Source organism: Streptomyces sp. NBC_00009 (genome assembly GCF_045040855.1).
GTDB lineage: Bacteria > Actinomycetota > Actinomycetes > Streptomycetales > Streptomycetaceae > Streptomyces > Streptomyces aureus.
In genome coordinates, this window is the sequence record NZ_CP108312.1 from 1,927,280 (window position 1) to 1,949,009 (window position 21,730).

General features: G+C 71.9%; 19 protein-coding genes and 1 pseudogene. 7 read left to right on the forward strand and 13 right to left on the reverse strand.

Going from position 1 to position 21,730, the window contains the following annotated elements; genetic code table 11:
• Positions 1-35 precede the first annotated feature (35 nt).
• Both OHA58_RS08555 and OHA58_RS08560 read left to right on the forward strand, forming a co-directional pair.
• Positions 36-1,247 (forward strand): sensor histidine kinase, encoded by a 1,212-nt coding sequence (locus OHA58_RS08555; RefSeq protein WP_405477953.1) that lies wholly within the window; start codon positions 36-38, stop codon positions 1,245-1,247.
• Positions 1,248-1,268: 21 nt separating this feature from the next.
• Positions 1,269-1,883 carry a DNA-binding response regulator gene (locus OHA58_RS08560; protein WP_227297739.1) on the forward strand — a complete coding sequence of 205 codons (615 nt, stop codon included), beginning with the start codon at positions 1,269-1,271 and terminating at the stop codon, positions 1,881-1,883.
• Positions 1,884-2,012: 129 nt separating this feature from the next.
• On the opposite strand, the pseudogene OHA58_RS08565 reads toward OHA58_RS08560, so the two are convergent.
• From OHA58_RS08565 to OHA58_RS08610, 10 genes and pseudogenes are all read right to left on the reverse strand, one after another.
• Positions 2,013-2,609: pseudogene (locus OHA58_RS08565) on the reverse strand (4'-phosphopantetheinyl transferase family protein); the annotation flags it as partial.
• 109 nt (positions 2,610-2,718) lie between these two features.
• Positions 2,719-3,969, reverse strand: coding sequence for an acyltransferase domain-containing protein (locus OHA58_RS08570; protein ID WP_405477955.1), 1,251 nt, complete (start codon positions 3,967-3,969; stop codon positions 2,719-2,721).
• Between the two features lie 38 nt (positions 3,970-4,007).
• Entirely contained in the window at positions 4,008-5,741 is a 1,734-nt protein-coding gene (locus OHA58_RS08575) for an acyl-CoA dehydrogenase (protein ID WP_405477957.1), read from the reverse strand.
• Complete coding sequence (locus tag OHA58_RS08580; RefSeq protein WP_405477959.1) at positions 5,738-7,483, reverse strand: fatty acyl-AMP ligase; 1,746 nt, start codon at positions 7,481-7,483, stop codon at positions 5,738-5,740. The genes OHA58_RS08575 and OHA58_RS08580 overlap by 4 nt, the downstream gene beginning before the upstream one ends.
• Before the next feature lie 125 nt (positions 7,484-7,608).
• A complete protein-coding gene (locus tag OHA58_RS08585; RefSeq protein ID WP_405477961.1) occupies positions 7,609-7,788 on the reverse strand; it encodes an acyl-CoA carboxylase subunit epsilon in 180 nt (59 codons plus the stop codon).
• A gap of 118 nt (positions 7,789-7,906) precedes the next feature.
• Positions 7,907-8,539, reverse strand: coding sequence for an antibiotic biosynthesis monooxygenase family protein (locus OHA58_RS08590; protein ID WP_405477963.1), 633 nt, complete (start codon positions 8,537-8,539; stop codon positions 7,907-7,909).
• Positions 8,526-9,518: an aromatase/cyclase gene (locus OHA58_RS08595; RefSeq protein WP_405477965.1), complete on the reverse strand. Its 993-nt coding sequence runs from the start codon at positions 9,516-9,518 to the stop codon at positions 8,526-8,528. The genes OHA58_RS08590 and OHA58_RS08595 overlap by 14 nt, the downstream gene beginning before the upstream one ends.
• Before the next feature lie 139 nt (positions 9,519-9,657).
• Complete coding sequence (locus OHA58_RS08600; protein WP_405477966.1) at positions 9,658-10,686, reverse strand: ketoacyl-ACP synthase III family protein; 1,029 nt, start codon at positions 10,684-10,686, stop codon at positions 9,658-9,660.
• Between the two features lie 59 nt (positions 10,687-10,745).
• Positions 10,746-12,392: a citramalate synthase gene (gene cimA / locus OHA58_RS08605; protein WP_405477968.1), complete on the reverse strand. Its 1,647-nt coding sequence runs from the start codon at positions 12,390-12,392 to the stop codon at positions 10,746-10,748.
• Positions 12,393-12,509: 117 nt separating this feature from the next.
• Positions 12,510-13,556, reverse strand: coding sequence for a CaiB/BaiF CoA transferase family protein (locus OHA58_RS08610; protein ID WP_405477970.1), 1,047 nt, complete (start codon positions 13,554-13,556; stop codon positions 12,510-12,512).
• Between the two features lie 162 nt (positions 13,557-13,718).
• On the opposite strand from OHA58_RS08610, the gene OHA58_RS08615 reads away from it, so the two are divergent.
• From OHA58_RS08615 to OHA58_RS08625, 3 genes are all read left to right on the forward strand, one after another.
• A complete protein-coding gene (locus tag OHA58_RS08615) occupies positions 13,719-14,945 on the forward strand; it encodes a cytochrome P450 (RefSeq protein WP_405477972.1) in 1,227 nt (408 codons plus the stop codon).
• 82 nt (positions 14,946-15,027) lie between these two features.
• Positions 15,028-16,149 carry an epoxide hydrolase family protein gene (locus OHA58_RS08620; protein WP_405477973.1) on the forward strand — a complete coding sequence of 374 codons (1,122 nt, stop codon included), beginning with the start codon at positions 15,028-15,030 and terminating at the stop codon, positions 16,147-16,149.
• Positions 16,150-16,198: 49 nt separating this feature from the next.
• Positions 16,199-17,329: a winged helix DNA-binding domain-containing protein gene (locus tag OHA58_RS08625; RefSeq protein ID WP_405477975.1), complete on the forward strand. Its 1,131-nt coding sequence runs from the start codon at positions 16,199-16,201 to the stop codon at positions 17,327-17,329.
• On the opposite strand, the gene OHA58_RS08630 is transcribed toward OHA58_RS08625, so the two are convergent.
• Entirely contained in the window at positions 17,326-17,844 is a 519-nt protein-coding gene (locus tag OHA58_RS08630; RefSeq protein ID WP_405477976.1) for a DinB family protein, read from the reverse strand. The genes OHA58_RS08625 and OHA58_RS08630 overlap by 4 nt on opposite strands.
• 231 nt (positions 17,845-18,075) lie before the next feature.
• Between OHA58_RS08630 and OHA58_RS08635 the strand changes: the two genes are divergently transcribed.
• Positions 18,076-18,606, forward strand: a complete 531-nt coding sequence (locus tag OHA58_RS08635) for a nuclear transport factor 2 family protein (protein ID WP_351442504.1) — start codon at positions 18,076-18,078, stop codon at positions 18,604-18,606.
• A gap of 87 nt (positions 18,607-18,693) precedes the next feature.
• On the opposite strand, the gene OHA58_RS08640 is transcribed toward OHA58_RS08635, so the two are convergent.
• Complete coding sequence (locus OHA58_RS08640) at positions 18,694-19,149, reverse strand: hypothetical protein (protein ID WP_405477978.1); 456 nt, start codon at positions 19,147-19,149, stop codon at positions 18,694-18,696.
• A gap of 228 nt (positions 19,150-19,377) precedes the next feature.
• Here OHA58_RS08640 and OHA58_RS08645 point away from each other — a divergent pair, with 228 nt between their 5' ends.
• On the forward strand, positions 19,378-20,142 hold the full coding sequence (locus OHA58_RS08645) for an SDR family NAD(P)-dependent oxidoreductase (protein WP_376543849.1): 765 nt from the start codon (positions 19,378-19,380) through the stop codon (positions 20,140-20,142).
• A 76-nt stretch (positions 20,143-20,218) separates the two neighbouring features.
• Here OHA58_RS08645 and OHA58_RS08650 read toward each other — a convergent pair whose 3' ends face one another.
• Positions 20,219-21,646, reverse strand: a complete 1,428-nt coding sequence (locus OHA58_RS08650) for an alpha/beta fold hydrolase (RefSeq protein ID WP_227297722.1) — start codon at positions 21,644-21,646, stop codon at positions 20,219-20,221.
• Positions 21,647-21,730: the final 84 nt, after the last annotated feature.

The window sequence follows — 21,730 nt, forward strand, 5'->3', positions numbered from 1 at the left end:
GTCCGCCAACACTGATCCTTCGCAAGGAGGCGGCAATGCCGACGAGGGACGTCGTTCCGTTCTCACCACGGTCCCAGGCACCGGCCCCGCGGCTGGCTCACGCGATCATCGTCGCCGCCCTGGCCTGCTACGCCACGATGACCGTACTGAACGTGGTGCGGACACGGCCCGGAACGGGAGAGCTGGTCCTGTGCGTCGTTCTCGTACTGGCGCTGTTCGGCACGCAGTTGGCGGTCTCCTCGCCGCAGGCCCGCCGGTGGCCGACCCGGCGGAAGGCGCTCGTCCTGCTCCTCCAGGCGGTGCTCACCTTCGCGCCTCTCGCCTGGTTCAGCATCAGCTGGGGCAGCATGGAAGGCCCGTTGGCCGCCTCGCTGCTGCTGACCCTGCCGGCCCGGTTCGCCTGGCCGAGCTACGGGCTGCTGATCGCCTTCATCCCGGTGTACAACGTGCTGGCGGGGGCCTCGGTCGACCTGATCCTCTACTTCACCATCGCCAGCACCCTCACCGGCCTCGTCATCTACGGCCTGACCCGGCTCACCGACCTGGTCAGCGAGGTGCACGAGAACCGTGAGGAACTGGCCCGGATGGCCGTCGCGCAGGAACGCCTGCGGTTCGCCCGGGACCTGCACGACCTGCTCGGGTACAGCCTCTCCGCGATCACGCTCAAGGGCGAGCTGATCCAGCGGCTGATCAGCACCCGCCCGGACAAGGCCCGCCAGGAGACCGACTCGGTCCTCCAGGTGGCACGGCAGGCCCTGGCCGACGTACGGCTGGTGTCCAGCGGGTACCGCAACATGTCACTCATCGAGGAGGCGGAGTCCACGGGGACGGTGCTCTGCGCCGCCGATATCCGTGCCGAGGTCGAGGTGGAGTGCGGGCGGCTGCATCCGGTGGTCGACACCGTGCTCGCCACGGCACTGCGGGAAGGGGTCACCAACATCCTCAGGCACAGTCAGGTGCGCGTCTGCACCATCAAGGCGGAGGTTGAAGAAGAAACGGTCCGGCTCGGTCTGACCAACGACAATCCGCATGCACCGAGCGACCTCGTCTCGGCCCGCTCGGGCGGCACGGGTCTGGACAATCTGCGGTGCCGGTTCGCCGCCATCGGAGGGGGGCTCTCCGCGGGGCTGCGGGAGGACGGCCGATTCCATCTGGAGGTCTGGGCACCGCTCAGACCCACAGGCCATGACGAGAACGAGCTGCTGGTGTTCGAGCCGACGCGCCCGGAGAGAACCGCCGTAGCCTGACACATCTCACCGGGGGTAAAGATGTTGTCCGTCAGGATCCTCCTCGCCGAGGATGTTCACATGATCCAGGGCGCACTCGTGGCGCTGCTCCAGCTGGAGCCGGATCTGCACGTGGTGTCCACCGTCGACCGCGGCGACACGATCGTCGCGGCCGCACTCGAGTCCAAGCCCGACGTCGCCGTGATCGACATCGATCTGCCCGGCATCGACGGGCTGACCGCGGCGGCCGAGCTCCATGAACGGCTGCCCAGCTGCCGCACGCTGATCCTCACCTCGCTCGGACGTCCGGGCACCCTGCGGCGCGCCCTGTCCGCCCAGGTCTCCGGCTTCCTCCTCAAGGACTCGCCACCGAGCCAACTCGCCCTCGCCGTACGGTCGGTGGCGACGGGGCGCCGGGTCGTGGACCCCCAGCTCGCGCTGTCCGCCTGGGACTCGCCGGAGAATCCGCTGTCGCCGCGCGAGCTGGAGGTCCTGCGCCTAGCCGCCCGCGGCGCCGAGGCCGCCGAGATCGCCGGCTGCCTCTATCTCTCCAAGGGCACGGTCCGCAACTACCTCACGGCCATCGTCGGCAAGCTGGGCGCGCGCAACCGCATCGACGCCATCCGTATCGCCGAGGAGGCCGGCTGGCTGCCCTGACGGATCCAGGCCCCGGGCCGGACCGGGCGCGCCGAGCAACGCGTCGAACATGCCGTCGTCCAGCGTCGTCCCGACCGACAGGTCGGCGAGCTCACCGAAGCCCGCGTCACACACGGCGACACTCAGCACGTACCCCGCCCCGGCGGGGTACGTGCCGAACTGCCACTCGCCGCCGGGTACCCGGGAGCCGTCCGGTCTGGTCAGCCGGGGCTCCCCGTCGTCCAGCGCGAAGCCGAACTCGGTGAAGCGGAACCGCAGTCCCTGCCCCACCGCCTTGCTGTACGCCTCCTTGAGCGTCCACAGCTGCACCATGGTGTCGTTGCGCACCTCGTCGCCACCCGCGTCCAGGCGCGCCTTCTCATAGGGCGTGCACGCCTGGCGCTCCGAGCCGGTGTGGGCGAGTCGCCGGTCCGCCCGTTCCACGTCCACGCCGATCCGGCCCCGCCGGGTGATCCCGACGACCATCATCTCGTCGGTGTGACTCAGGCTCACATCGATCTGGTCGCAGCCCCGGACGTACGGGCGCCCGCCCGGCTGGTAGGCCAGGTCGACCAGGTCGGGGGCGGTGCGCAGGACCGCGGCCGCCGAATAGCGCAGCAGCAGCCGGGAGGCCACGAACCGCTCCCGCGCACGGGGCCGGTCGAGGCTCTCGTAGCGCCGCCAGTCGCGTCCCAGGCGACGGCGCAGCTCGGCTTCCGTGCCGTCGCCGGGCCGCCAGTCGGGCATCGACGCGTAGAGCACGACGCTGCCGGTGCGGCGCAGTTCGCCGTGGATGTCGCCCCACGGTCCGGCGGGCCCTGGTGCGGGCAACGGGCGTCCCACCCGTTCCCCCACCTCAGGCTCCGGGCAGGGCCGCGGCCAGCGGTCCCGCGTCGAGCGCCGAGATGACACCCGCCAGGTCGACGGCGTCGCTCGCCGGACCCTGGCACACCGGGATGCAGGCGGGGCCGCGCAGGCCGCCGCCCATCCGCCGCAGATACGGGGTGAGGACGGCCTGCGGGCCGATCTCCACGACGTGGGTGGGTGCCTGCTGGGCGAGCAGGCTGCGCGCCGCGTCGGCGAACCGGACGGGGGCGGTGATCTGTTCGGTCCAGTACGGGGCGTAGAGCGGTTCGGTGGCGAGACGGCCGTAGACCGTCGAGTAGAACGGGACCTGGGCGGTGCCGCCGGGCATCTTGCGGACGACGGCCTCGAACTTGGGGACCACCGGCGCCATCAGCGGCGAGTGGAAGGCGTGCGAGACGGCCAGGTGGCGGCAGCGGATGCCGCGTTCGGCGAGGCGGGCCTCGATGCGGTTCAGCGCGCTGCGGTCGCCGGAGAGCACGATCGCCTTGGCGGCGTTGATGGCGCTGATGCCCACGGCCGGTTCGGCACTGACCAGTTCTGCGGCCTCGTACGGGGTGATGCAGACGGCCATCATGCCGCCTCCCGGCGGCAGGTACTGCATGAAGGCGCCGCGCATGGACACCAGCTTCGCGGCGTCGGCCAGGGTCAGCGCGCCGGCGATCGTGGCGGCGGCGAACTCCCCCACTCCGTGGCCGAGGACGGCCGCCGGGCGCACCCCGGCCTCCTCGAGGGTCCGGGCCAGGGCGTACTCGACGGCGAACAGGGCGGGCTGGGTGAGCGCGGTGCGGTGGATGCGCGGGTCGTCGGAGAGGATCAGCTCCACCACGGACTGCTTGGTCCACGGGCGGATCGCCTCGTCGGCCTCGTCGAGGAAGGCGCGGTACCCGGTGGAGTTCAGATAGAGACCGGACGTCATCCCGGGGTGCTGGGAGCCCTGGCCGGTGAAGACGAACGCGGCCCTGACCTGGCCGCCGCGCCGGCCGGCGTCACGCATCACCAGCAGGTTCGCGAGCTGGCGCACGGTGGGGAACGCCCAGATGTCGTCCGGTTCGATCAGCGGGCCGAACGCCTCGTTGATGTCTCCGTAGAGGCTGAGCACCGCCACCGAGTCGAGGCCCTCCTCGGTCAGCCGTGCGGTGTCCTCGACGGGGTGGCCGAGATAGTGGGCGACCCTCTCGGTCAGCCATTCGCGGTGGGCGACAGCGAAGTCTTCCTGGGCGCTGGGGGATTGCTCCTGCATGGGTGTGCTCCCTGTCGGGCGGGGGGTGGGGGCGATGGTCAGGCGAGCGGCGAGGCGTAGAGGTCGTAGCTGCGCCGGTCGTGCAGCCGCGCGACGACCTCGGCGAGCACCAGCCGTTCCGGTTCGACGGGCCGGTCGGGCAGCGGCAGCCCGAGCCGCGCGACCAGCCGGTAGAGGACCACGGTGACCCAGGCGGGGGCGGCGAGGAACTCGTCGGCGTGGCCGTGGGGTGCGGAGCGCTGCTCGCGCCATACGCCGAGGCAGGCCGCCGCCGCGAGGACCAGGGTGTACCGGTCGGCGAGGCCGAAGCTCTGCGGGCTGGACAGGGCCTCGCGGTCGCCCTCCGCGACGTTCTCGAACGCCTTCTTCAGCTCGGCGAGTTCACCGGTGAGGACACGGGCCAGGAAGCGCAGGGCCGGGCCGCCCAGGCCGGTCTCGTCCCGCGGTTCCGCGGCTTCGAGGAGGTCGGTGCAGGCGACCAGGGTCGCGGCGAGCGGGTCGCCGTCACCGAGCAGCGCGGGCTGGGACAGGTCCAGCGGCGGCAGCGGCCGGTCCGGCCGGAACAGGTCCGGCGGCGGCTCGGGGTCGGCGAACCAGGCGTGCCGTGCGAAGTACGGGAGTTGGGGCAGGATGCTGACCTGGCGCCCCGCGCTGCCCGCGTGTCCCAGCGCGGTGACCGGCAGGTCGCGCCGCTGCTTCTGGAACATCGCGTAGGCGCCGTCCTCGGCGAACGTCTCCTCGCCGAGGACCGACGACATCTCGTTCAGGCTCTCGGCCACGAGCTTCGGGGCGAGATAGGCGGCGGCCGCCGCGTAGGCGCTCATCTGCCGGGGCAGCAGGTGCAGTGCCCGGGTCGCGACCAGGGCGAGGCAGTCGATGATCAGCAGGTCGAGGAAGCCGCCGGTGAGCACGTCCCGCACGTGCCGCACATCGAGGGACGAACGGCCGTCCGCCCGGCCGCGGTTGGCAAACCGGGCCACCGTGCGCAGCGCGGTGTCGGCGCCCGCGAGCACGATGGACGGGATGAGGCCGCGGATGAGCAGGGAGGAGCGCAGCGACAGCTCGTAGCCGTCGCCGATGTCCCCGAGGACGGCGCTGTGCGGGACGAGGCAGTCGGTGATCCGCAGTCCGCCGAACTCGGCGCTGCGCATCCCGGTCGTCGTGCGGCGGGCCAGGCTCTCCACGGAGCCGGCCGGCAGTTCGTCGCGGTCGAGCAGCAGGACGGTGTGGCTGCGCCCGCGGGCGGCTCCGTCGGTGCGGGCGAAGACGACCAGGCCGGTGGCGCGTGAGGCGTTGGCGATGGCGGACTTGCTGCCGTCGATGACCAGGCCGTCCGGGACCGCCCGTGCGGTGAACTCGTCGCGGACGAAGTCGTTCCCGTGGGCGACCTCGTGGCGGGCCACGGCGAGGCGGCGGCCGCTCAGGAGCAGCCGGGCGGCGAGGCGGCGCTGCGCGTCGTCGCCCGCGGTCCACACCGGGGTGGCGGCGAAGAAGCAGTTGAGTCCGTAGCCGAAACCGAGGGAGGCGTCCCGGCGGAACACCGGGCGCAGGAGCCGGCCCAGCAGGTCCATCCGTTCGAGCCTGCCCCCGACGTCGGCGGGCACGAACTCGGCGTTGAGGCCGAAGGCGTCAAGGACCTGTGCGGCCTCCGGCAGCACCGCGCCGGCCGCGTCGGCGGCGAGCAGGGCGGCGGCGCCGAGCGGGTTGTCCGGGTCGTCGAGGGAGCCGAACGCCAGCTCCAGGGCGTCGATCCGGTCCTCTGCTGTCGTCATCGCCGCCTCCCGGCCGCCATCAGCTGTTCGACCTCGGGTTCCATCCGCTGGTGCAGCGGGGTGAGTTCGCCGCGCAGGAAGAGCCGTCGCATGGCCGCCCGCTCCACCTTGCCGCTCGTGGTGCGGCGGACCGTGCCGGGCCTCACCAGCACGACGCCGGCGGTCCGTATCTCGTACTCCTCGCTGATCCGCTCCTGTACGGCGGCCGCGAGCCCGGCGAGGTCGATGTCGTAGCGGCTGCCGGAGCGCAGTTCCTGGATGATGACGATCCGTTCCCTGACGCCGGGGAGCGCGAAGGCGGTGGCGGCGCCGAAGAGGCCGCTGACCTGCTGCACCGTACGCTCCAGGTCCTGCGGATAGAGATTGCGTCCGGCGATGACGATCATGTCCTTGAGCCGGCCGGTGACATGGAGCAGGCCGTCCTGGAACGCGCCCAGGTCGCCGGTGCGCAGAAAGCCGCTGCCGCCGCCGCTGATCCGGCAGTCGAACGCCGCGGCGGTCTCGGCCGGGCGGGCCCAGTAGCCGGGTCCGACGCTCTCGCCGCGGACCCAGATCTCGCCGATCCGGCCGTCGGGCACCTCAGCGCAGGTGTCCGGGTCCACGATGCGTACGTCGACGGAGGCGGGCGGGCCGCAGTGCGTGACGGTGCGGCCCGGGCCGACGGGGTCGGTCAGCCGGCCGCTCTCCAGGGCGGCGGCGTCCACGGCGCGCCCGGCCGGGGCCGGGGCGGTTCGCGTGCCGGAGACGATGAGGGTGGCCTCGGCCAGGCCGTAGCAGGGCGTCAGGGCTCCGGGGCGCAGCCCGGCGGGGGCGAACCGTTCGGCGAACGCCTCGAGCGTCGCGGGGTCTATGGGCTCGCCCCCGTTGACCGCGGTCTCCCAGCCGGACAGGTCGAGGCCCGCGATCTGGGTGTCGTTGACGCGGCGTACGCACATCTCGTAGGCGAAGTCGGGGGCGGCGCTGACGGTCAGGCCGTACCGCGAGACGGTCTCGAGCCAGTTCGCCGGGCGCTTGACGAACGCCGTCGGGGTCAGCAGGACGGCGGTGCCGCCGAGCCAGAGTGCGTGCAGCAACTGGCCGACGAGGCCCATGTCGTGGTGCAGCGGAAGCCAGCCGCCGAGCCGTGTGCCGGGGCGGGTTCCGAGTGCCTTCTGGATGGCCCGCTGGTTGGCGAGCAGGCTCCGATGGGTGACCATCACGCCGCGCGGGTCGCGGGTCGAGCCGGAGGTGTACTGGAGGTAGGCGACCGTGTCGGGGCCGGGTGCGAAGGGCTCCCGCGGCCCGGCGTCGGCGAGCGCGGCGGGGCCGTCGGCCGGCAGACAGACGACGTCGCCGTGTCCGGTGCGGGCGAGCAGCTGGGAGACGTCGGGCGCCTCCGTGGTGGACGTGAGCACGCAGGCCGCGGCGGCTTCCTTGACGATCCCGGCGAAGCGGTCGTCGTGGTGAGCGTGCCGGCCGCTCGGGGCGACGGGGACGGCGATCACCCCCGAGTACAGGCAGGCGAGGAAGCTGGTGACGAAGAGCGCGCGGGAGCGGTGGGCGATCAGCACCCGGTCCCCCGGGCCGACGTGCCGGGCGAGCACGGACGCCAGGTTGCGGGCCGAGCGGTCGAGTTCGCCGTAGGTGATCGTCTCGGGCCGCAGCGTGCCCTCGTGTTCGGTGAGGAGGATCAACGCCTCCCGGTCCGGCGTCTTTGCCGCCCGGTCCTGGATGTGCTCCGTAAAGGTCTGCTGACCGTTCACGCCTCCCCCTCCCCTGCCGTGGCGCCGTCCCCGGGGACGGCCGGCGCCCGGCTCTGCTGTCGGCGGGACGAGGGTGCCCCTGAGGGGACCTCCGCCTCGCCGGTGGATGTACGGCGAACTCGCGTTCACGGCGCATTCCCGACGGCCCCGAGGCCGTGGCCGCCGCCCTTGACGGTCCAGCCCGCGTACGCGGCCTTGACCTCGTCGTCGGGCTCGCCCGCGCGTCGCACGAGGGCGAGCAGCACGGCGGTCACGGCCGCCAGTTCGGCCTCGTCGGGCCGGCCGCGGACCACAGTGATACGCATCTGGTTCACCATGAGGACAGCCTGCGCCCACCCGCTCGAAGCGGGCTCGTGCCCCGGACGCGCCGGAGCCGAGGACCTGATGGCCCTCGGCTCCGGTGCGGGTGGAACGGCGGACGCGTCAGGCGACGACGCGCTCGTACGCCACGTGCCGGGTCCGCTCCACCTCGATGTCGGCGACGCGGCGCAGTTGTTCGGCCTGCGCACGGTGGCCCGGGTCGGCCAGGGCCCGCTCGCAGTCCGCGGTGTCCCGCCACCACTGGATGCCCGTGTAGGTGTCGGGGCGGAGCGTCGAGCGCAGCAGGTCACTGCCGCCGAAGCCGCCGAGCCGGCCGAAGTGCTCGCTGGTCTCGGCGAAGAGCCGCTCGAACGAGGACGACGTGGCGCCGAGGGTTCTGGCCCGGGTCAGGACGACGTTCCGGGCTCCCACGACGGCGTTCTCCTTGAGCACCCGCCCTACGCTCACGGCCTGGTCCACCTCGGTGTTGACGAGCGGGCCGAGTTTCTTGACGTGGGCCTGGAAGGTGTCGTCGTGGACCGTGTCGAGGAAGCCCCGCATGCTCTGCCAGTGCCCGAGGTGGATGTACACGTTGGGCCGTTCGACCAGCTGTACGGTCACCAGGAAGTCGAAGCCCTTGCGTCTGCGCAGGTACTGGGAGTGATCCCGGAACTCGCGCTCGAACCAGGCGGTGTCGCTCTTGACCTCGAACCGGTTGACCACCGTGAGCGGTGTGTCCTGACTACGACTGTGCACGTGCTTGTTCCTCCGCGAACTGCTTGGCATGGCGCAACGTGGTGGAGCTGTTGGTCCCGAGCGCCTTGCGCACCAGCGCGCGGGCCTCGGCGAGGGTGGCCTGCGGGCCCAGTGCGGTGCGTACTCCGCCCGGGTCCAGGGTCACGGTGTGCCACGACGTGGCCCGGACGGTGCCGTCACCCAGCGATTCGATCACCCAGCGTCCGGTGTGGCCGCTCATCGCGACGGGCACCCTGAGCTGCTTGTAGACGATGACCTTGCGGTCCTCGAAGCAGACGCGGACGGAGGTGGTGTTGTGGGTCGAGCCGTCGGGGCTCGCGGTGTCCATGTCCATGTGCTGGATGCCGGCCTCGTCCTCGGTGAGGTCGAGGCGGGCCACGTGCGGCAGCCGCTGCGGCCACAGGTCGGCGCGGTCCAGGAAGGCGAAGACGTCGCCGGCCGCGCCGAAGACGGTCTCGGAGTCGCTGAAGGTGAAGTGGAGTTCCTCGCGCGCGTCACCGAGTTCGGCGGTGTTCTTCAGGGCGAGGAGCTCGGCGCGGCTGTTGCGGTCGACGGCCTGCTCGATGAGTTCCTCGGCGGCCGGGTCGCCGTTCACGGCACGGTAGTCGTGCAGCAGCGTCACGCGGGTGGTGCCGTCCTCCAGTTCCTGGACGCGCCACTCACCGCCCATCTCGGCGACGGGGTGGGCCGTCACCACCTGGCGGAAGGTGATGGTGCGGGTCGCCGGGTCGAGGACGCGGCGCGAGGTCCAGGTGCGCACCTTGTCGCCGGCGACGGCCCAGATGCGCAGGAGCTGCTCGCCGCCTTCGGCGGGGGCCTCTTCGAGCACCTCGACGTGCACCGTGGGGCCGAACACCTGCGGCCACTCGGCGACATCGGCCACCAGCGCGTAGACGGTGGCGGCGGACGCGGCCACGGTGATGGAGTGCTCGGCGACGTGGAGCGCTGCGGTCTCGGAAGTGGAGGTGGTCGGCGCCACGGCAATTCCCTTCGGACTGTCCGCTGCAGGGCGGATCACAAGGTTGGCATGGTGTGCTCAAGCGAAACTGGAGAACCGGTGGAACGTTGGCCGATGTCCTGCGGAGGCCGGCCTTTCGGGCCGCCGCTCGGGACAACTCCTAGGCCGGATAAGGGCGTTCGAGCATGTCGATCACGGCGCAGCCCCAGCTGTAACCGGCGCCGACGCTGACCAGGACGATCCGGTCGCCCGGCGCCGCGCGCCCGGAGACGGTCAGGTGGTCGAGGCCGGCGAACTGGTCGCCCGCGCCGAGATGCCCGACGGTGCGGCTGTAGTCCCAGGTGGTGCGGGCGGGGTCGATGCCGAACGGCTTGTAGTAGATCGACGTCAGGCGCCGCCGGCCGAAGTGCGGCAGTACCACCCAGTCGGCCTCCGCGAGTTCGGAGCCGGCGTCGGCCAGCGCCTGCTTGATCACCGTCTGCTGCCCGTTGTGCGCCCGGGAGATGGCGTACGACATTCCGGCGCGGCCGACGAAGGCGCGCTTGGCCGCCTCGAAGTCGACGGGGATGCGGTGGCCGAACGGGGCCTTGGTGAAGGGGTCATCGCCGCGGTGCAGCGGCTCCAGGTCGGGGTCCGCGTGCAGGGCGAGCGAGACGAGCCGGGCGTAGCCGCCGCGCCGGGAGAGCACCAGCGAGGTGGCTCCGTCGGCGTAGGGCGTACCGGGGTCGGTCTTCCAGCGGTCGATGCCCGGGGCGCAGAAGCGGTCGGCGGTGGTGAGGAGGGCGTCACGGTGTCCGTGGCCCGCGGTGAGGTAGGCGGCCGCCAGGTCGAGCGCGGCGAGCCCGCCGTTGGACATCTGCCGTATCTCGATGGCCTGGCAGGTGTTGCCGAGCGCCTCGCGCTGGATGTACGAGGCGACCGGCCAGAGGTCCTGGCCCTGGTGGTAGGTGTCGGCGTGCAGCAGCAGGTCCACGTCACCGCCGTCGCTGCCGGCCCGGGTCAGGGCGGTCCGCGCGGCGGCCGCGGCCATTTCGGCGGCCGACTCGTCGGGCGAGAACGCCACCGACTCCATGCCGGTGGCCGCGGCCGTCCCCGGCGGGCAGGCTCCGGAGGCGACCGCGTCGGCGATCGGGAGGCGAGCGGGAAGCCGTGTGGCGGTCCCCCGTATGTAGACGTCTTCCAGACGCACTGTCTCTCCAAGTCAGGTCGGGGCTCGGCCGGTGCGTTCGCCGGGGCCTGTCCGGCGGGTCAGAGGCGGAACGGTTCGAGCGGCTCGGTGACGCCGAGTGCGGTGGGCCGTTCCCGGCCGGGCGGCTCGTCGAGCAGGACGTAGTGGACGGCGTCGAGCAGCGCGTGCCAGCTGGCCGCGGTGGTGTTGGCGTCGACACCGACGGTGCCCCAGCGGCGGGCGCCGTCCTGGTACGAGATGAGGACGCGGGCACTGGCACTGCTGCCGGTCTCGCCGCTGAGCACGCGGACCCGGTAATCGACGAGCCGGAGCCGGGCCAGGGCCGGGAAGCAGGGGTCGAGGGCGGCGTGCAGCGCGGTGTCCAGGGCGTTGACCGGGCCGTTGCCGTGTCCGGTCGCGGTGATGGACCGGCCCTGGACGGACAGGCGCACGGTGGCGTCGGTGCGGACCTCGTCGTCGGGCACGCCCGGGACGCTGAAGACACTGACGGACCAGGACTCGACCTCGAACGGGTGGGACCGCGGGGCGCCCGTCAGCTCTTCGCGCAGCAGCAGTTCGAAGGAGGCGTCGGCGGACTCGAAGCTGTAGCCGGCGCTCTCCAGTTCCTTCACGCGGGTGGCGGCGCGGGCCACTTCGTCGGAGCCCGCTTCGACGTCGTAGCCCAGCTCGCGGGCCTTCAGCTCGATCGAGGAGCGGCCGCCCATGTCGGAGACGAGCGTGCGCATCGTGTTGCCCACCAGCGCCGGGCGGGTGTGCTGGTAGAGGTCGGGGTCCACGCGCAGGGCCGAGGCGTGCAGTCCGGCCTTGTGCGTGAACGCCGACTCGCCGATGTAGGGCGCGGCGGCGCTGCCGGGGAGCTGGGTCAGCTCGGCGACGGCCCGGCCGGTCGCGGCCAGGCCCGCGAGCCGTTCCAGCGGCACGACCTCGCGTCCGCGCTTGAGCACGAGGTTGGCGATGACGGTGAACAGGTCGGCGTTGCCGCACCGTTCGCCGTAGCCGTGGGCGGTGCCCTGGGCCTGGACGGCGCCGGCGTCCACCGCCGCCATGGTGTTCGCGACGGCGCAGCCGGTGTCGTTGTGGCAGTGGATGCCGAGCTGTACGCCGGTCAGGGCGCGGGTCTCGGCGACGACGGCCGCCACCTCGTCGGGCAGTGAGCCGCCGTTGGTGTCGCACAGGACGACGGTCTCCGCGCCGGCCTCGGCCGCGGTGCGGACCACGGCGAGGGCGTACTCGCGGTTGAGCTGATAGCCGTCGAAGTAGTGTTCCGCGTCGACGAAGACCCGCCGCCCCGCGTGCACCAGGTGGCGTACCGTGCCGCCGATCATGGACAGGTTCTCGGCGAGGGTGGTGCGCAGCGCGTCGCGGACATGGCCCGTGTGGCTCTTCGCGACGAGGGTCACCACGGGCGTCTCGGCCGCGAGCAGGGCTCGTACCTGCGGGTCGACGGGGGCGGGGACGCCGGGCCTGCGGGTGGCTCCGAACGCGGCCAGCTCGGCGTGCTTCAGGTCGAGTTCGGTGCGGGCCCGGCGGAAGAACTCGGTGTCCCGGGGTACGGCCCCGGGCCAGCCGCCCTCGATGAATCCCACGCCGAGTCCGTCGAGTTCACGTGCGACGGCGAGCTTGTCCTCGACCGTCAGCACCATGCCTTCCTGCTGGGCGCCGTCGCGCAGGGTCGTGTCGTAGAGCTGGAAGCTCTGCTCGGCCATCGCCCCTCCCTTGTCCTGTGTGCGCCGGTGGTACCGGCCTCCGGATGCTGAACCCACCGTCAGACGGTGGCCCGGAGAACGGCTCGAGCGGTGATGGACCGTGGGCCGACGCCGGAGTCAGGGCAATTGCGCCGGAGTGCGGACGAAGCGCGGGGCCACCGCGGCGGGTCCGCTGCCGCGTGCCTGGTGGTGCGGATGCGAGGCGGCCTCGGCGGCGCTCAGCACCGGCGTCACACAAGCCTCGGTTCCCTCGAACAGCCGTGCCCAGTGGTCCCGGCTCCGGCCGACGAAGCAGTTCGCGAACGTCCGTCGCAGAGCGGGCCAGTTCCGCGGGTCGTCGCGGTCGGGCAGCGCTGCCGCGTCGAGTCCGAGGCCGTCGAGCAGCGCCGCGTAGAAGCGCTCCTCCAGGGCCCCGACCGCGACGTATCCGCCGTCGGCGCACGCGTAACAGGTGTAGAAGGGGGCGCCGCCGTCGAGCAGGTTCGTGCCGCGCTCGTGCCGCCACTGTCCGGCCGACCGCATCCCGACGAGCATGCCGAGCATCGCGCCGACCCCGTCCACGATCGCGGCGTCGACGACCCGGCCGGCCCCGGTCGACTCGCGTTCGTACAGGGCCGCGAGGACGCCGGCGAGCAGGAACATGGAGCCACCCCCGAAGTCCCCGAGGAGGTTCACCGGGACGACGGGCGGGCCGCCGGCCTCCCCTATCGCGTCCAGGGCGCCGGTCAGGGCGAGGTAGTTGATGTCGTGCCCGGGTGACGTGGCGAGGGGGCCGTCCTGGCCCCAGCCCGTCATCCGGGCGTAGACGAGTGCGGGGTTGCGTGCCAGGCACACCTCGGGCCCGATGCCCAGCCGCTCCGCCACTCCCGGCCTGAAGCCCTCGACCAGGACGTCCGAACTCTCGAGCAGACTCAGGAGTTCCGCGACGCCGTCCGGATTCTTCAGGTCCAGGGCGACGTGGCGGCGGCCCCGGTCGAGCTCCCGGTGCCACTCCTCGAAGGAGCGCCGGCCGTCGGCCCGGTCGACCCGGATCACCTCGGCGCCGAGATCGGCAAGGACCATGCAGGCGAAGGGCACCGGCCCTATCGCCGCCAGTTCGACCACCCGCAGCCCGCTCAACGGGCCGGTCCCGCGGGGCCGGCCCTCTGTCGTCGCTATGCCCATCCCGCGAGACTAGGGAGCCGCGCCAGGGCACCGCTCGAGCGCTCCTGGACGGTGGTCGGCTTCGACTCCACCTGTGCCCGAGCGCGCGCTGGCACCGTCTTCCGGGAACTGCTGTCTGTCCGGTTCTTCATGAGGTAACTCCCCCAGGAGGAAGGATTCACTGTGACCACCAGTGCCACGGACCAGGGCGCCGCAGAGGCGGAGACAAAGACCTTTCCGTACGCCCGGCAGTGCCCGTTCACGCCCCCGAAGGAGTACGAGGAGATCGTCGAGAAGGACGTCTCCCAGGTCACGCTGAAGGGATCCGGCCTGCGGATCTGGACGGTCGCCGGTTACGAGACGATCCGCCGGCTGCTCACCGACCCGCGGGTCAGCGCGTCCCGCAAGCACGACAACTTCCCCTTCTACTTCATCGCTCCGCCCGAGTACCGCACCGAGACGTCGTTCATCGGATACGACGGCAAGGACCACAGCGACACCCGCCGCAAGGCCGCCCTGACGTTCACCAGCCGGCAGGTGCGCAGGCTGCGGCCGCGGATCGAGGAGATCGTCGACGACCACCTCGACAAGCTCCTTGCGATGACGCCCGTCGTGGACTTCCACCACGCGTTCTCCCTGCCGGTGCCGATGACGGTCATCTGCGAGCTCCTCGGGATCCCGCAGGACCGGCACGAGTTCTTCATCAAGCACGGCACCGCGCTGCTCGGCGGCCACAGCTCCACCGAGGAGCGGCAGGCCGCGATCGTCGAGGTGAACTCGTATGTCAGCGACCTCATCCAGCTGAAGAAGCGCGAGCCGGGCGAGGACCTGCTGAGCCGGGCGATGGCCGACTACGAGGCGTCAGGCGAGTCGTACACCGACCGCGATCTGTTCAACATGGTGCGGCTGCTGATGAACGGCGGCCACGAGACCACCGCCAGCCAGATCTCGCTGGGTACCGCCTGCCTCCTGGAGAACCCCGACCAGCTGCAACTCCTGCTCTCCGACCCGTCGTTGGTCAAGCCCGCCGTCGAGGAGCTGGTGCGGTTCGCGACGATCGGTGACACCGCGGTGCCGCGGGTCGCCCTGGAGGACATCGAGATCGGCGGCCAGACCATCCGCAAGGGCGACGGCATCCTCTGCCTCGGTCTCGCCGCCAACCGTGACCCGGAGGTCTTCCCCGACCCGGAGAAGCTCGACATCACCCGCGGCAGCCGCAAGCACCTCGGCTTCGGGCACGGAGTGCACCACTGCATCGGCGCGGACCTCGCCCGCCTGGAGCTGGAGATCGTGTGGAGCAAGCTGTTCCAGCGCATCCCCACCCTCGAACTCGCCAAGCCCTTCCTGGAGATACCCCGGAAGGAGGGGGCCGTGATCTACGGGCTGTGGGAACTGCCCGTGAAGTGGTGAGGCCGACCGGCGTTCGAGCCGCCGTACACAGCGTGACGCCCGACGCCGCAGTCCCGGCTTCGGCAGCCCTGGAGGAGGACGCATGAGCACCGAAGTGACGCCGTTCCGCGTCGAGTTCGCCGAGACGGACCTCGCCGATCTGCGCGAGCGGCTCTCCCGGACCCGCTGGCCGGAGAAGGAGACCGTCGACGACTGGTCGCAGGGGGTGCCCGCGGGCTACCTCCAGGATCTGGCCGCGTACTGGCAGAGCACGTACGACTGGCGCGCCACCGAGGCCCGGCTGAACGCCCTGCCGCAGTTCCGAACCGAGATCGACGGGCTCGGCATCCACTTCCTGCACGTGCGGTCCGTGCACCCGCAGGCCAGGCCGCTGCTGCTCAGCCACGGCTGGCCGGGTTCCGTCGTGGAGTTCCTGGACATCATCGGCCCGCTCACGGACCCCGAGGACCCGGCCGACGCCTTCCACGTGGTCTGCCCGTCGCTGCCGGGCTTCGGCTTCAGCGACAAGCCGCGGACCACCGGCTGGACCGTGGAGCGCACCGCCGCCGCCTGGTCCGAGCTGATGCGCCGGCTCGGCTACGAACGGTTCGCGGCCCACGGCACCGACTGGGGCTCCTTCCTCACCGCCATCCTGGGCGAGACCGAGGCCGAGCGGCTGATCGGCATCCATCTGGCGATGCCCTTCGCCAGGCCGCCGCAGGAGCACGTGGAGCTCGACGAGCGGGATCTCGCCGGCCTCGCCGCGCTCAAGGACTTCCAGGCCAACGAGGGGGCGTACTCCGTTCTCCAGGCCACCCGCCCGCAGACACTCGGGTACGGTCTGTCGGACTCGCCCGTCGGACAGCTGGCCTGGATGATCGAGAAGTACTGGGCCTGGAGCGACCACACCGGTGACGTGGAGAAGGTCATCCCCCGCGACCGGCTGCTCGACGCAGTGACGCTCGCCTGGCTCGCCGGGACCGGCGCCTCGTCGGCCCGGATCTACTGGGAGAGCCACAACAAGATGGCCCTCGGACGCGTCGACGTGCCGACGGCCTGTGCCGTCTTCCCCAAGGACGCCCGGATGCCGCGCGCCTGGTGCGAGCACCGCTTCACCGATCTGCGCCGCTGGACCGACCACGAGCACGGCGGCCACTTCCCCGCGCTGGAGCAGCCCGAGCTGCTGGTCGGCGAACTGCGTTCGTTCTTCGGTACCTTGCGCTGAGCGGCACGGTTCGAGTCCGCGCGAGCCGAGGAACAGGGAGAGCAGGATCATGGCCGCACCGGAGCCGCAGACTCTGGACCGCAGGGCACTCAACCGTGCACTGATCGCCCGTCAACTGCTCATGGAGCGCTCGCCGTTGACGGCGGTCGAGGCGGTGGAGCATCTGGTGGGCCTCCAGGCGCAGGCGCCCGATCCGCCGTACATCGGGCTGTGGACCCGCCTGGCGGGGTTCACGATCGAGGAGCTCGCGGCCGCGGTGCGGGCCAGGCAGGTGGTCAGGATCGTCCTCATGCGCGGCACGATCCATCTCGTGTCCGCGCGGGACTGCCAGCGGCTGCGGCCGGTGCTGCGTGAGTCGCTGGAGCGCTCGCTGATCAGCACCTTCGGGCGGAAGCTGGCGGGCGCGGACCTCGGTGCGGTGGCCGCGCTCGGCCGGAAGCTGGTGGAGCACGAACCGCTGACGCTGGGCGCGCTGGGCGCCGCTCTGGCCGGGCGATGGCCGGAGCACGACGCCTTCGCCCTCGCCAACGCCGTACGCAACCGGGTGCCCCTGATCCAGGTGCCACCGCGTGGGCTGTGGGGCGAGAGCGGGCAGGCCCGGCACACGACGGCCGAGTCGTGGCTGGGCGCGGCGGCCGATCCGGCCGCCGACCCGGCGGCGCTGGTGGAGCGGTATCTGGCGGCGTTCGGGCCTGCCACGGTGAAGGACATGCAGACCTGGTCGGGGATGACCCGCCTCGCCGCCGTGGTCAGGCAACTCGGGCCCCGGCTCAGGGTGTTCCGGGACGAGCAGGGGCAGCAGCTGTACGACCTTCCGGGCGCGCCCCGCCCCTCGGGCGACACCCCGGTGCCGGTGCGGTTCCTGCCGGAGTTCGACAACATCCTGCTCTCCCACGCCGACCGGTCCAGAATCCTCACCGAGGAGCAGCGCCGCCTCGTGTTCACCAGGAACGGGATCATCCGGTCCACGTTCCTGGTCGACGGTTTCGTCCACGGGCTGTGGCGTATCGAGCGGGAGCGGGACGCGGCCCGTCTGGTCGTCGAACCCTGGTCCCCGCTCGGCCGCGGCGCGCGGACGGAGCTGAAGGCGGAGGGCGCCCGGCTGCTCTCCTTCGCCGCAGCCGGCCGCACACGGACCGAGGTGACGATCGAGCCCGTCGCTCAGGAGCCCGTCGCTTAGTGCGTATCGCTGCCCGGGTCACCCGGGTACCCGGCCAGTTTGGGCGCCGTCGCGCCGTCGATGGACTCACGGATGATGTCGGCGTGTCCGGCGTGCCGAGCCGCTTCCACGAGCAGGTCAAGCAGGATCGCCCGCACCGGGCGCGGGGGCGCGGTCGGCCCCCAGGGAGTCACGGGCATGGGGACCGTCCGGTCCAGATCCGGCAGGGCCCGTACGACGTCGTCGGTGCGCGCGGCGACTTCCGCGTGGGCGCGCAGCAGCTCGTCCAGGGTTTCCTCGGGGCCGACCTCGAACTCCGCCGCGCCGTCGCGGTCGCTCCAGTCCGCCCCCTCGCCGTGCAGCACGGGGGTCCACGGGGGTTCCCCGAGGGCGGCGTGCTTGAGGAGGGACGCCAGGGACAGTTCGCTGGCGCTGGGGGTATCGCGTGCCTGTTGGTCGGTCAGGCCGTCGACCGCGCGCCGCAGCGCCTGTCGCTGGGTGTCCCACGCCGCCACCAGCAGGTCTCGTTCGTCCACTTCTCCGGCCACCGGCCTCACCACGGGTCCGCCTTTCCCTTCGCGCTCGTGCGTCGCCGTTCGACGCCGGCGATCAGGACAACGCTCCGCTCCGGAGCAAGGACACGCCGCCCGCCCCCGCGACCCGGCGGTGTAGTGCCTCTCCAGGGCACTTCCAGTCGCGTTCGGCACGCTGGCAGCGCCGCTGGCATCACCGGGCGAGGTGGTGCGCAATGACCGGAAGAGGATGAGATGTCGCAAACACTGCCGGAGGTCCGGGAAGGTGTCGGAGCGGAGCTCTACGTGGAGGTCCAGCAGTTCTACGCACGGCAGATGCCGCTCCTCGAGGAGCGCAGGCTGGAGGAGTTCCTCGAGACCATGACCGAGGACGGCTCGATCGAGCACCGTCCCAACGGCTGGAAGCTGGAGGGCCGCACACAGCTTCTGACGGAGATGCAGGCCCGCCGGGGCGATCCGGACCGGCCGCTCGCCGAGGAGACCTCCGCGCGCAACGCGCGGGAGGAGAACATTCCGTACTACGACGGGCTGGTGTACCGCTACTGGTTCGACCGGATGCGCATCACGACGGCCGGCGAGGACACCCTGCACGTCCGGTACCAGGCGATCGTGAGCATGACCGACCGGCGGGGCAAGGTGAGCTTCGAGCCGACCACCGTCGTCGAGGACGTGCTCGTCCGCCGCGCCGGACAGCTCCTCACCCGCTCCCGGGTCGTCACCCACGACGCTGCCGACTGGGCGGACAAGATTCACAACCCGTCCTGACGAAGGCCCCGCAGCTGCCGCGCACACGTCGGCGGCCGTCCGCGAACCACGGTTCACGGACGGCCGCCGACGCGCATGACGTACGTGTCAGAGCCGGGCGCCCTTGTCCTCGGCGTGCACCACCCGGCCGAGCCTGTCGTCCGCGTCGTACTGCCTGGACTCTCCGGTGCTGGTGAACGTGTCACCGCTCTGGACGGCACGCTGAGAGACGTCGACGCGGCCCATGTAGTGGCCCTGGGAGTCCCAGATCGGCTCGGCGATCCGGAAGGTGAAGCGGTTGTCCCCGGTACGGGACCAGGTCCCCGCCCCGCCCTTGACGAGAAAGGCCCGGCCGTTCCTGGTGAACTGCACCGTGCTGTCGTACGTCTGCCCGTTGAAGCTCACCTTGAGGCTCCACTTGCCGACGGGGGTCTGCACCACGTGGTCGTGCTGAGGCCGGGCGCTCGCCGTGCCCGTCGCGGGGACGGCTGCCAGCGCGGCGGCCGCGGCGACGAGCAGCAGTCTGGCCGCCGGTCCGACGCCTTCGGTACCCGATCGGTTCATGTGTTCCTCCCGCGCATGGCGCGTCTCGCCGGGGCAACTGACGCGTACACCCTGGACGGAAGGGCTCAAAGCTCGCTTGACCGCGTGTACAGCCCGCTCCGTACGGCGCGGGCCGGGACGCTCCGTGTCCACTCGACCGGGGCCCCAGCCGGTTTCGCTGTACTGGCTGCCCGGCCCCCGGGCCTGCCCCAGTCACCCCGCCTTCACCGGCCGAGAGAGGGAACTCCCATGTCGGACCAGCCTTTTGCCGATCGGACCGTCGTCGTCACCGGAGGGGGCACCGGCATCGGCCGCGCCTCCGCGCTGGCCTTCGCCCGGCTCGGCGCAGCCACCGTCATCATCACCGGCCGCCGCAAGGAGCGACTCGAAGAAGTCGCCACGGAACACCCGGCGATCGTCCCCGTCGCCGCCGACGTGACCACGGAGACGGGAGCGGAGACGGTCGTCTCGGCGGTCCGCGAGCACGGAGGCACTCTGGACGTCCTCGTGCACAACGCCGGCATCTTCCGTTTCAGCCCGCTCGCGTCCGTCGACACCGCCGTCGCCCGCGAGGTGCTGGAGACCAACGTCCTGGGCCCGGTCGTGCTGACCCGCCATCTGCTCCCGCTGCTTCGCACCCCCGGCGGGAACATCGTGCTGATCTCCAGCCGCGGCGGCCACAACCCGGGCCCGGAGAGCTCCCTGTACTCCGCCAGCAAGGCCGCGCTGCACAGCTTCACGCGCAGCTGGGCCGCCGAACTCGCCGCGCAGGGCATCCGGGTCAACGCCGTCGCCCCCGGTTTCGTACGGACCGAGGCCTATGTGGCCAACGGCCTGACGCCCGAGCAGGCGGAGGGTCTCTTCGCCGGGGTCGCGCAGTCGGTGCCGCTCGGCCGGATCGCGGAGGCCGGCGAAGTCGCGCGGTGGGTGACCGAACTGACCCGGGACACCGAGTCGCTCGTCACCGGCCAGATCCTCACCCTGGACGGCGGCATGGACGTGGCCGCCCGCTGACATCCGGACGGTCACATGCCGACAGAGAACCGCCCGGCCGGGGATCCCCGGCCGGGCGGTTGTCGGATGTGCCGGCTCAGGCGGTGTCCGCCGCGATGTCGGGGCGGGGGGTGCGTCCCGGGACCGAGGAGCGGGCGGGCGGCAGTTCGCCGTCCACGAGATAGCGGTGGACGACGGCGTCCACATGCGGGTTGCCGCCGAGCACGTACACCTCGTGCTCGCCCGAGTCCTCGACGGTGAGCAGGTGGTGGCCGAGCCGCTCGGCCATGGCCACGCCGCCCGCGTAGTGGTCCATCGGGTCGCCGTCGGCCTGCACGATCAGGCCGGCGCCGTAGCCGTCCCTGGTGAGCGCCACCGGCTTCTCCGGGGCCTCGAACGCCCGGAAGGCGCCGACCCACGGCTGGGCGCGCAGAACGCCGTAGCCGTACGGGAACCGCTTCCTGAACTCCCTCATGTCGCGGTAGTAGACCTCCAGGTCGGACGGCCAGGCGTGCTCGAGCGTGATGGCCTCCAGGACGCCGACGCGCAGATCGCCCTCGCTGTCCGCGGGCCGCCAGGTGCCCTGCGCGGCGAGCAGTTCGCGGCAGCCGTCGAGGTCGCCCGCCACGGCCTTCTCGTGCAGGCCGGCGACCACGACCGCGAGTCCGTCCCACTGGCCGCGGTCGCTCGCGCGGTTGCCGACGGCGCCGTCGAACAGGGTCCGCAGCCGTACCGCGTCCTCGGGCAGCTTCTCCAGCGCCGCGACCACCTCCTCAACGGTGGTGAGCACCGCTTCGGCGGACGCGCCGATCCCGAAGTGGCCGTGCCGCTCGCCGGCCCAGCGGGCCCACAGGTCGACATTGCGCTGCACGGCGTCGCCCTGCCACAGGAACTGTTCGCGCCAGGTCCAGTCGGGACCGACGCAGGAGTCCAGTACGAGCCGGTCCAGAGCGGCCGGGAAGAGGCTGCCGTAGACGGCTCCCACGTAGGCGCCGTACGCGTACCCGACGAAGCTGATCCGGTCCTCACCGAGAACCGCCCGGATCACGTCCAGGTCCCGGGCGGTGTTTCGGGTGCTGATGTGCGGGCGCAGTTCACCGCCGCCCCGGGCGCACGCCTCCTCCCGCAGCCGCATGTCCTCGGCCAGTTCGGCGAAGGCGCCGTCCGGCGGCCGGGAGTCGAACTGCGCGGTGGGGACGGCCACTTCGGCGTACAGCCGGGTGGACTCCCCGGTGCCGCGCGGGTCGAAGCCGATGAGGTCGTACACCTCGTTCAGCGGGGTGCCGGCGAATTTCGCGGGCAGGTCCCGGCCGTGTCCCCAGTCGCCGCCGGGGCCGCCGTTGACGGCCAGCAGGATGCCGCGCCGTCGCGCCGGGTCGGTGGCGCGGCGGCGGCTCAGGGCGAGCGTGATGCGTTCACCCCCGGGGTCGGCGTAGTCGCGGGGGACCTCGATCGTCGCGTACTCGGCCTGGTCGTCGCCCGGTGCGAGCGACCATGTGGGCCGCTGTGTGTGGAACTCGCTCACCACGGCGAACCTCCGTTCTCGTCAGACGGCCAGCGTCCCGCTGTCTCCTTGAGCAGCACTGGAACGTTCCCGGACCGTGGCGAG

Coding starts and splice junctions, on each gene's coding strand:
- OHA58_RS08555 (WP_405477953.1), top strand. CDS start 36: ATGCCGACGAGGGACGTCGTTCCGTTCTCACCACGGTCCCAGGCACCG.
- OHA58_RS08560 (WP_227297739.1), top strand. CDS start 1,269: ATGTTGTCCGTCAGGATCCTCCTCGCCGAGGATGTTCACATGATCCAG.
- OHA58_RS08570 (WP_405477955.1), bottom strand. CDS start 3,969: ATGCAGGAGCAATCCCCCAGCGCCCAGGAAGACTTCGCTGTCGCCCAC.
- OHA58_RS08575 (WP_405477957.1), bottom strand. CDS start 5,741: ATGACGACAGCAGAGGACCGGATCGACGCCCTGGAGCTGGCGTTCGGC.
- OHA58_RS08585 (WP_405477961.1), bottom strand. CDS start 7,788: ATGCGTATCACTGTGGTCCGCGGCCGGCCCGACGAGGCCGAACTGGCG.
- cimA (WP_405477968.1), bottom strand. CDS start 12,392: ATGGCCGAGCAGAGCTTCCAGCTCTACGACACGACCCTGCGCGACGGC.
- OHA58_RS08610 (WP_405477970.1), bottom strand. CDS start 13,556: ATGGGCATAGCGACGACAGAGGGCCGGCCCCGCGGGACCGGCCCGTTG.
- OHA58_RS08620 (WP_405477973.1), top strand. CDS start 15,028: ATGAGCACCGAAGTGACGCCGTTCCGCGTCGAGTTCGCCGAGACGGAC.
- OHA58_RS08625 (WP_405477975.1), top strand. CDS start 16,199: ATGGCCGCACCGGAGCCGCAGACTCTGGACCGCAGGGCACTCAACCGT.
- OHA58_RS08635 (WP_351442504.1), top strand. CDS start 18,076: ATGTCGCAAACACTGCCGGAGGTCCGGGAAGGTGTCGGAGCGGAGCTC.
- OHA58_RS08640 (WP_405477978.1), bottom strand. CDS start 19,149: ATGAACCGATCGGGTACCGAAGGCGTCGGACCGGCGGCCAGACTGCTG.
- OHA58_RS08645 (WP_376543849.1), top strand. CDS start 19,378: ATGTCGGACCAGCCTTTTGCCGATCGGACCGTCGTCGTCACCGGAGGG.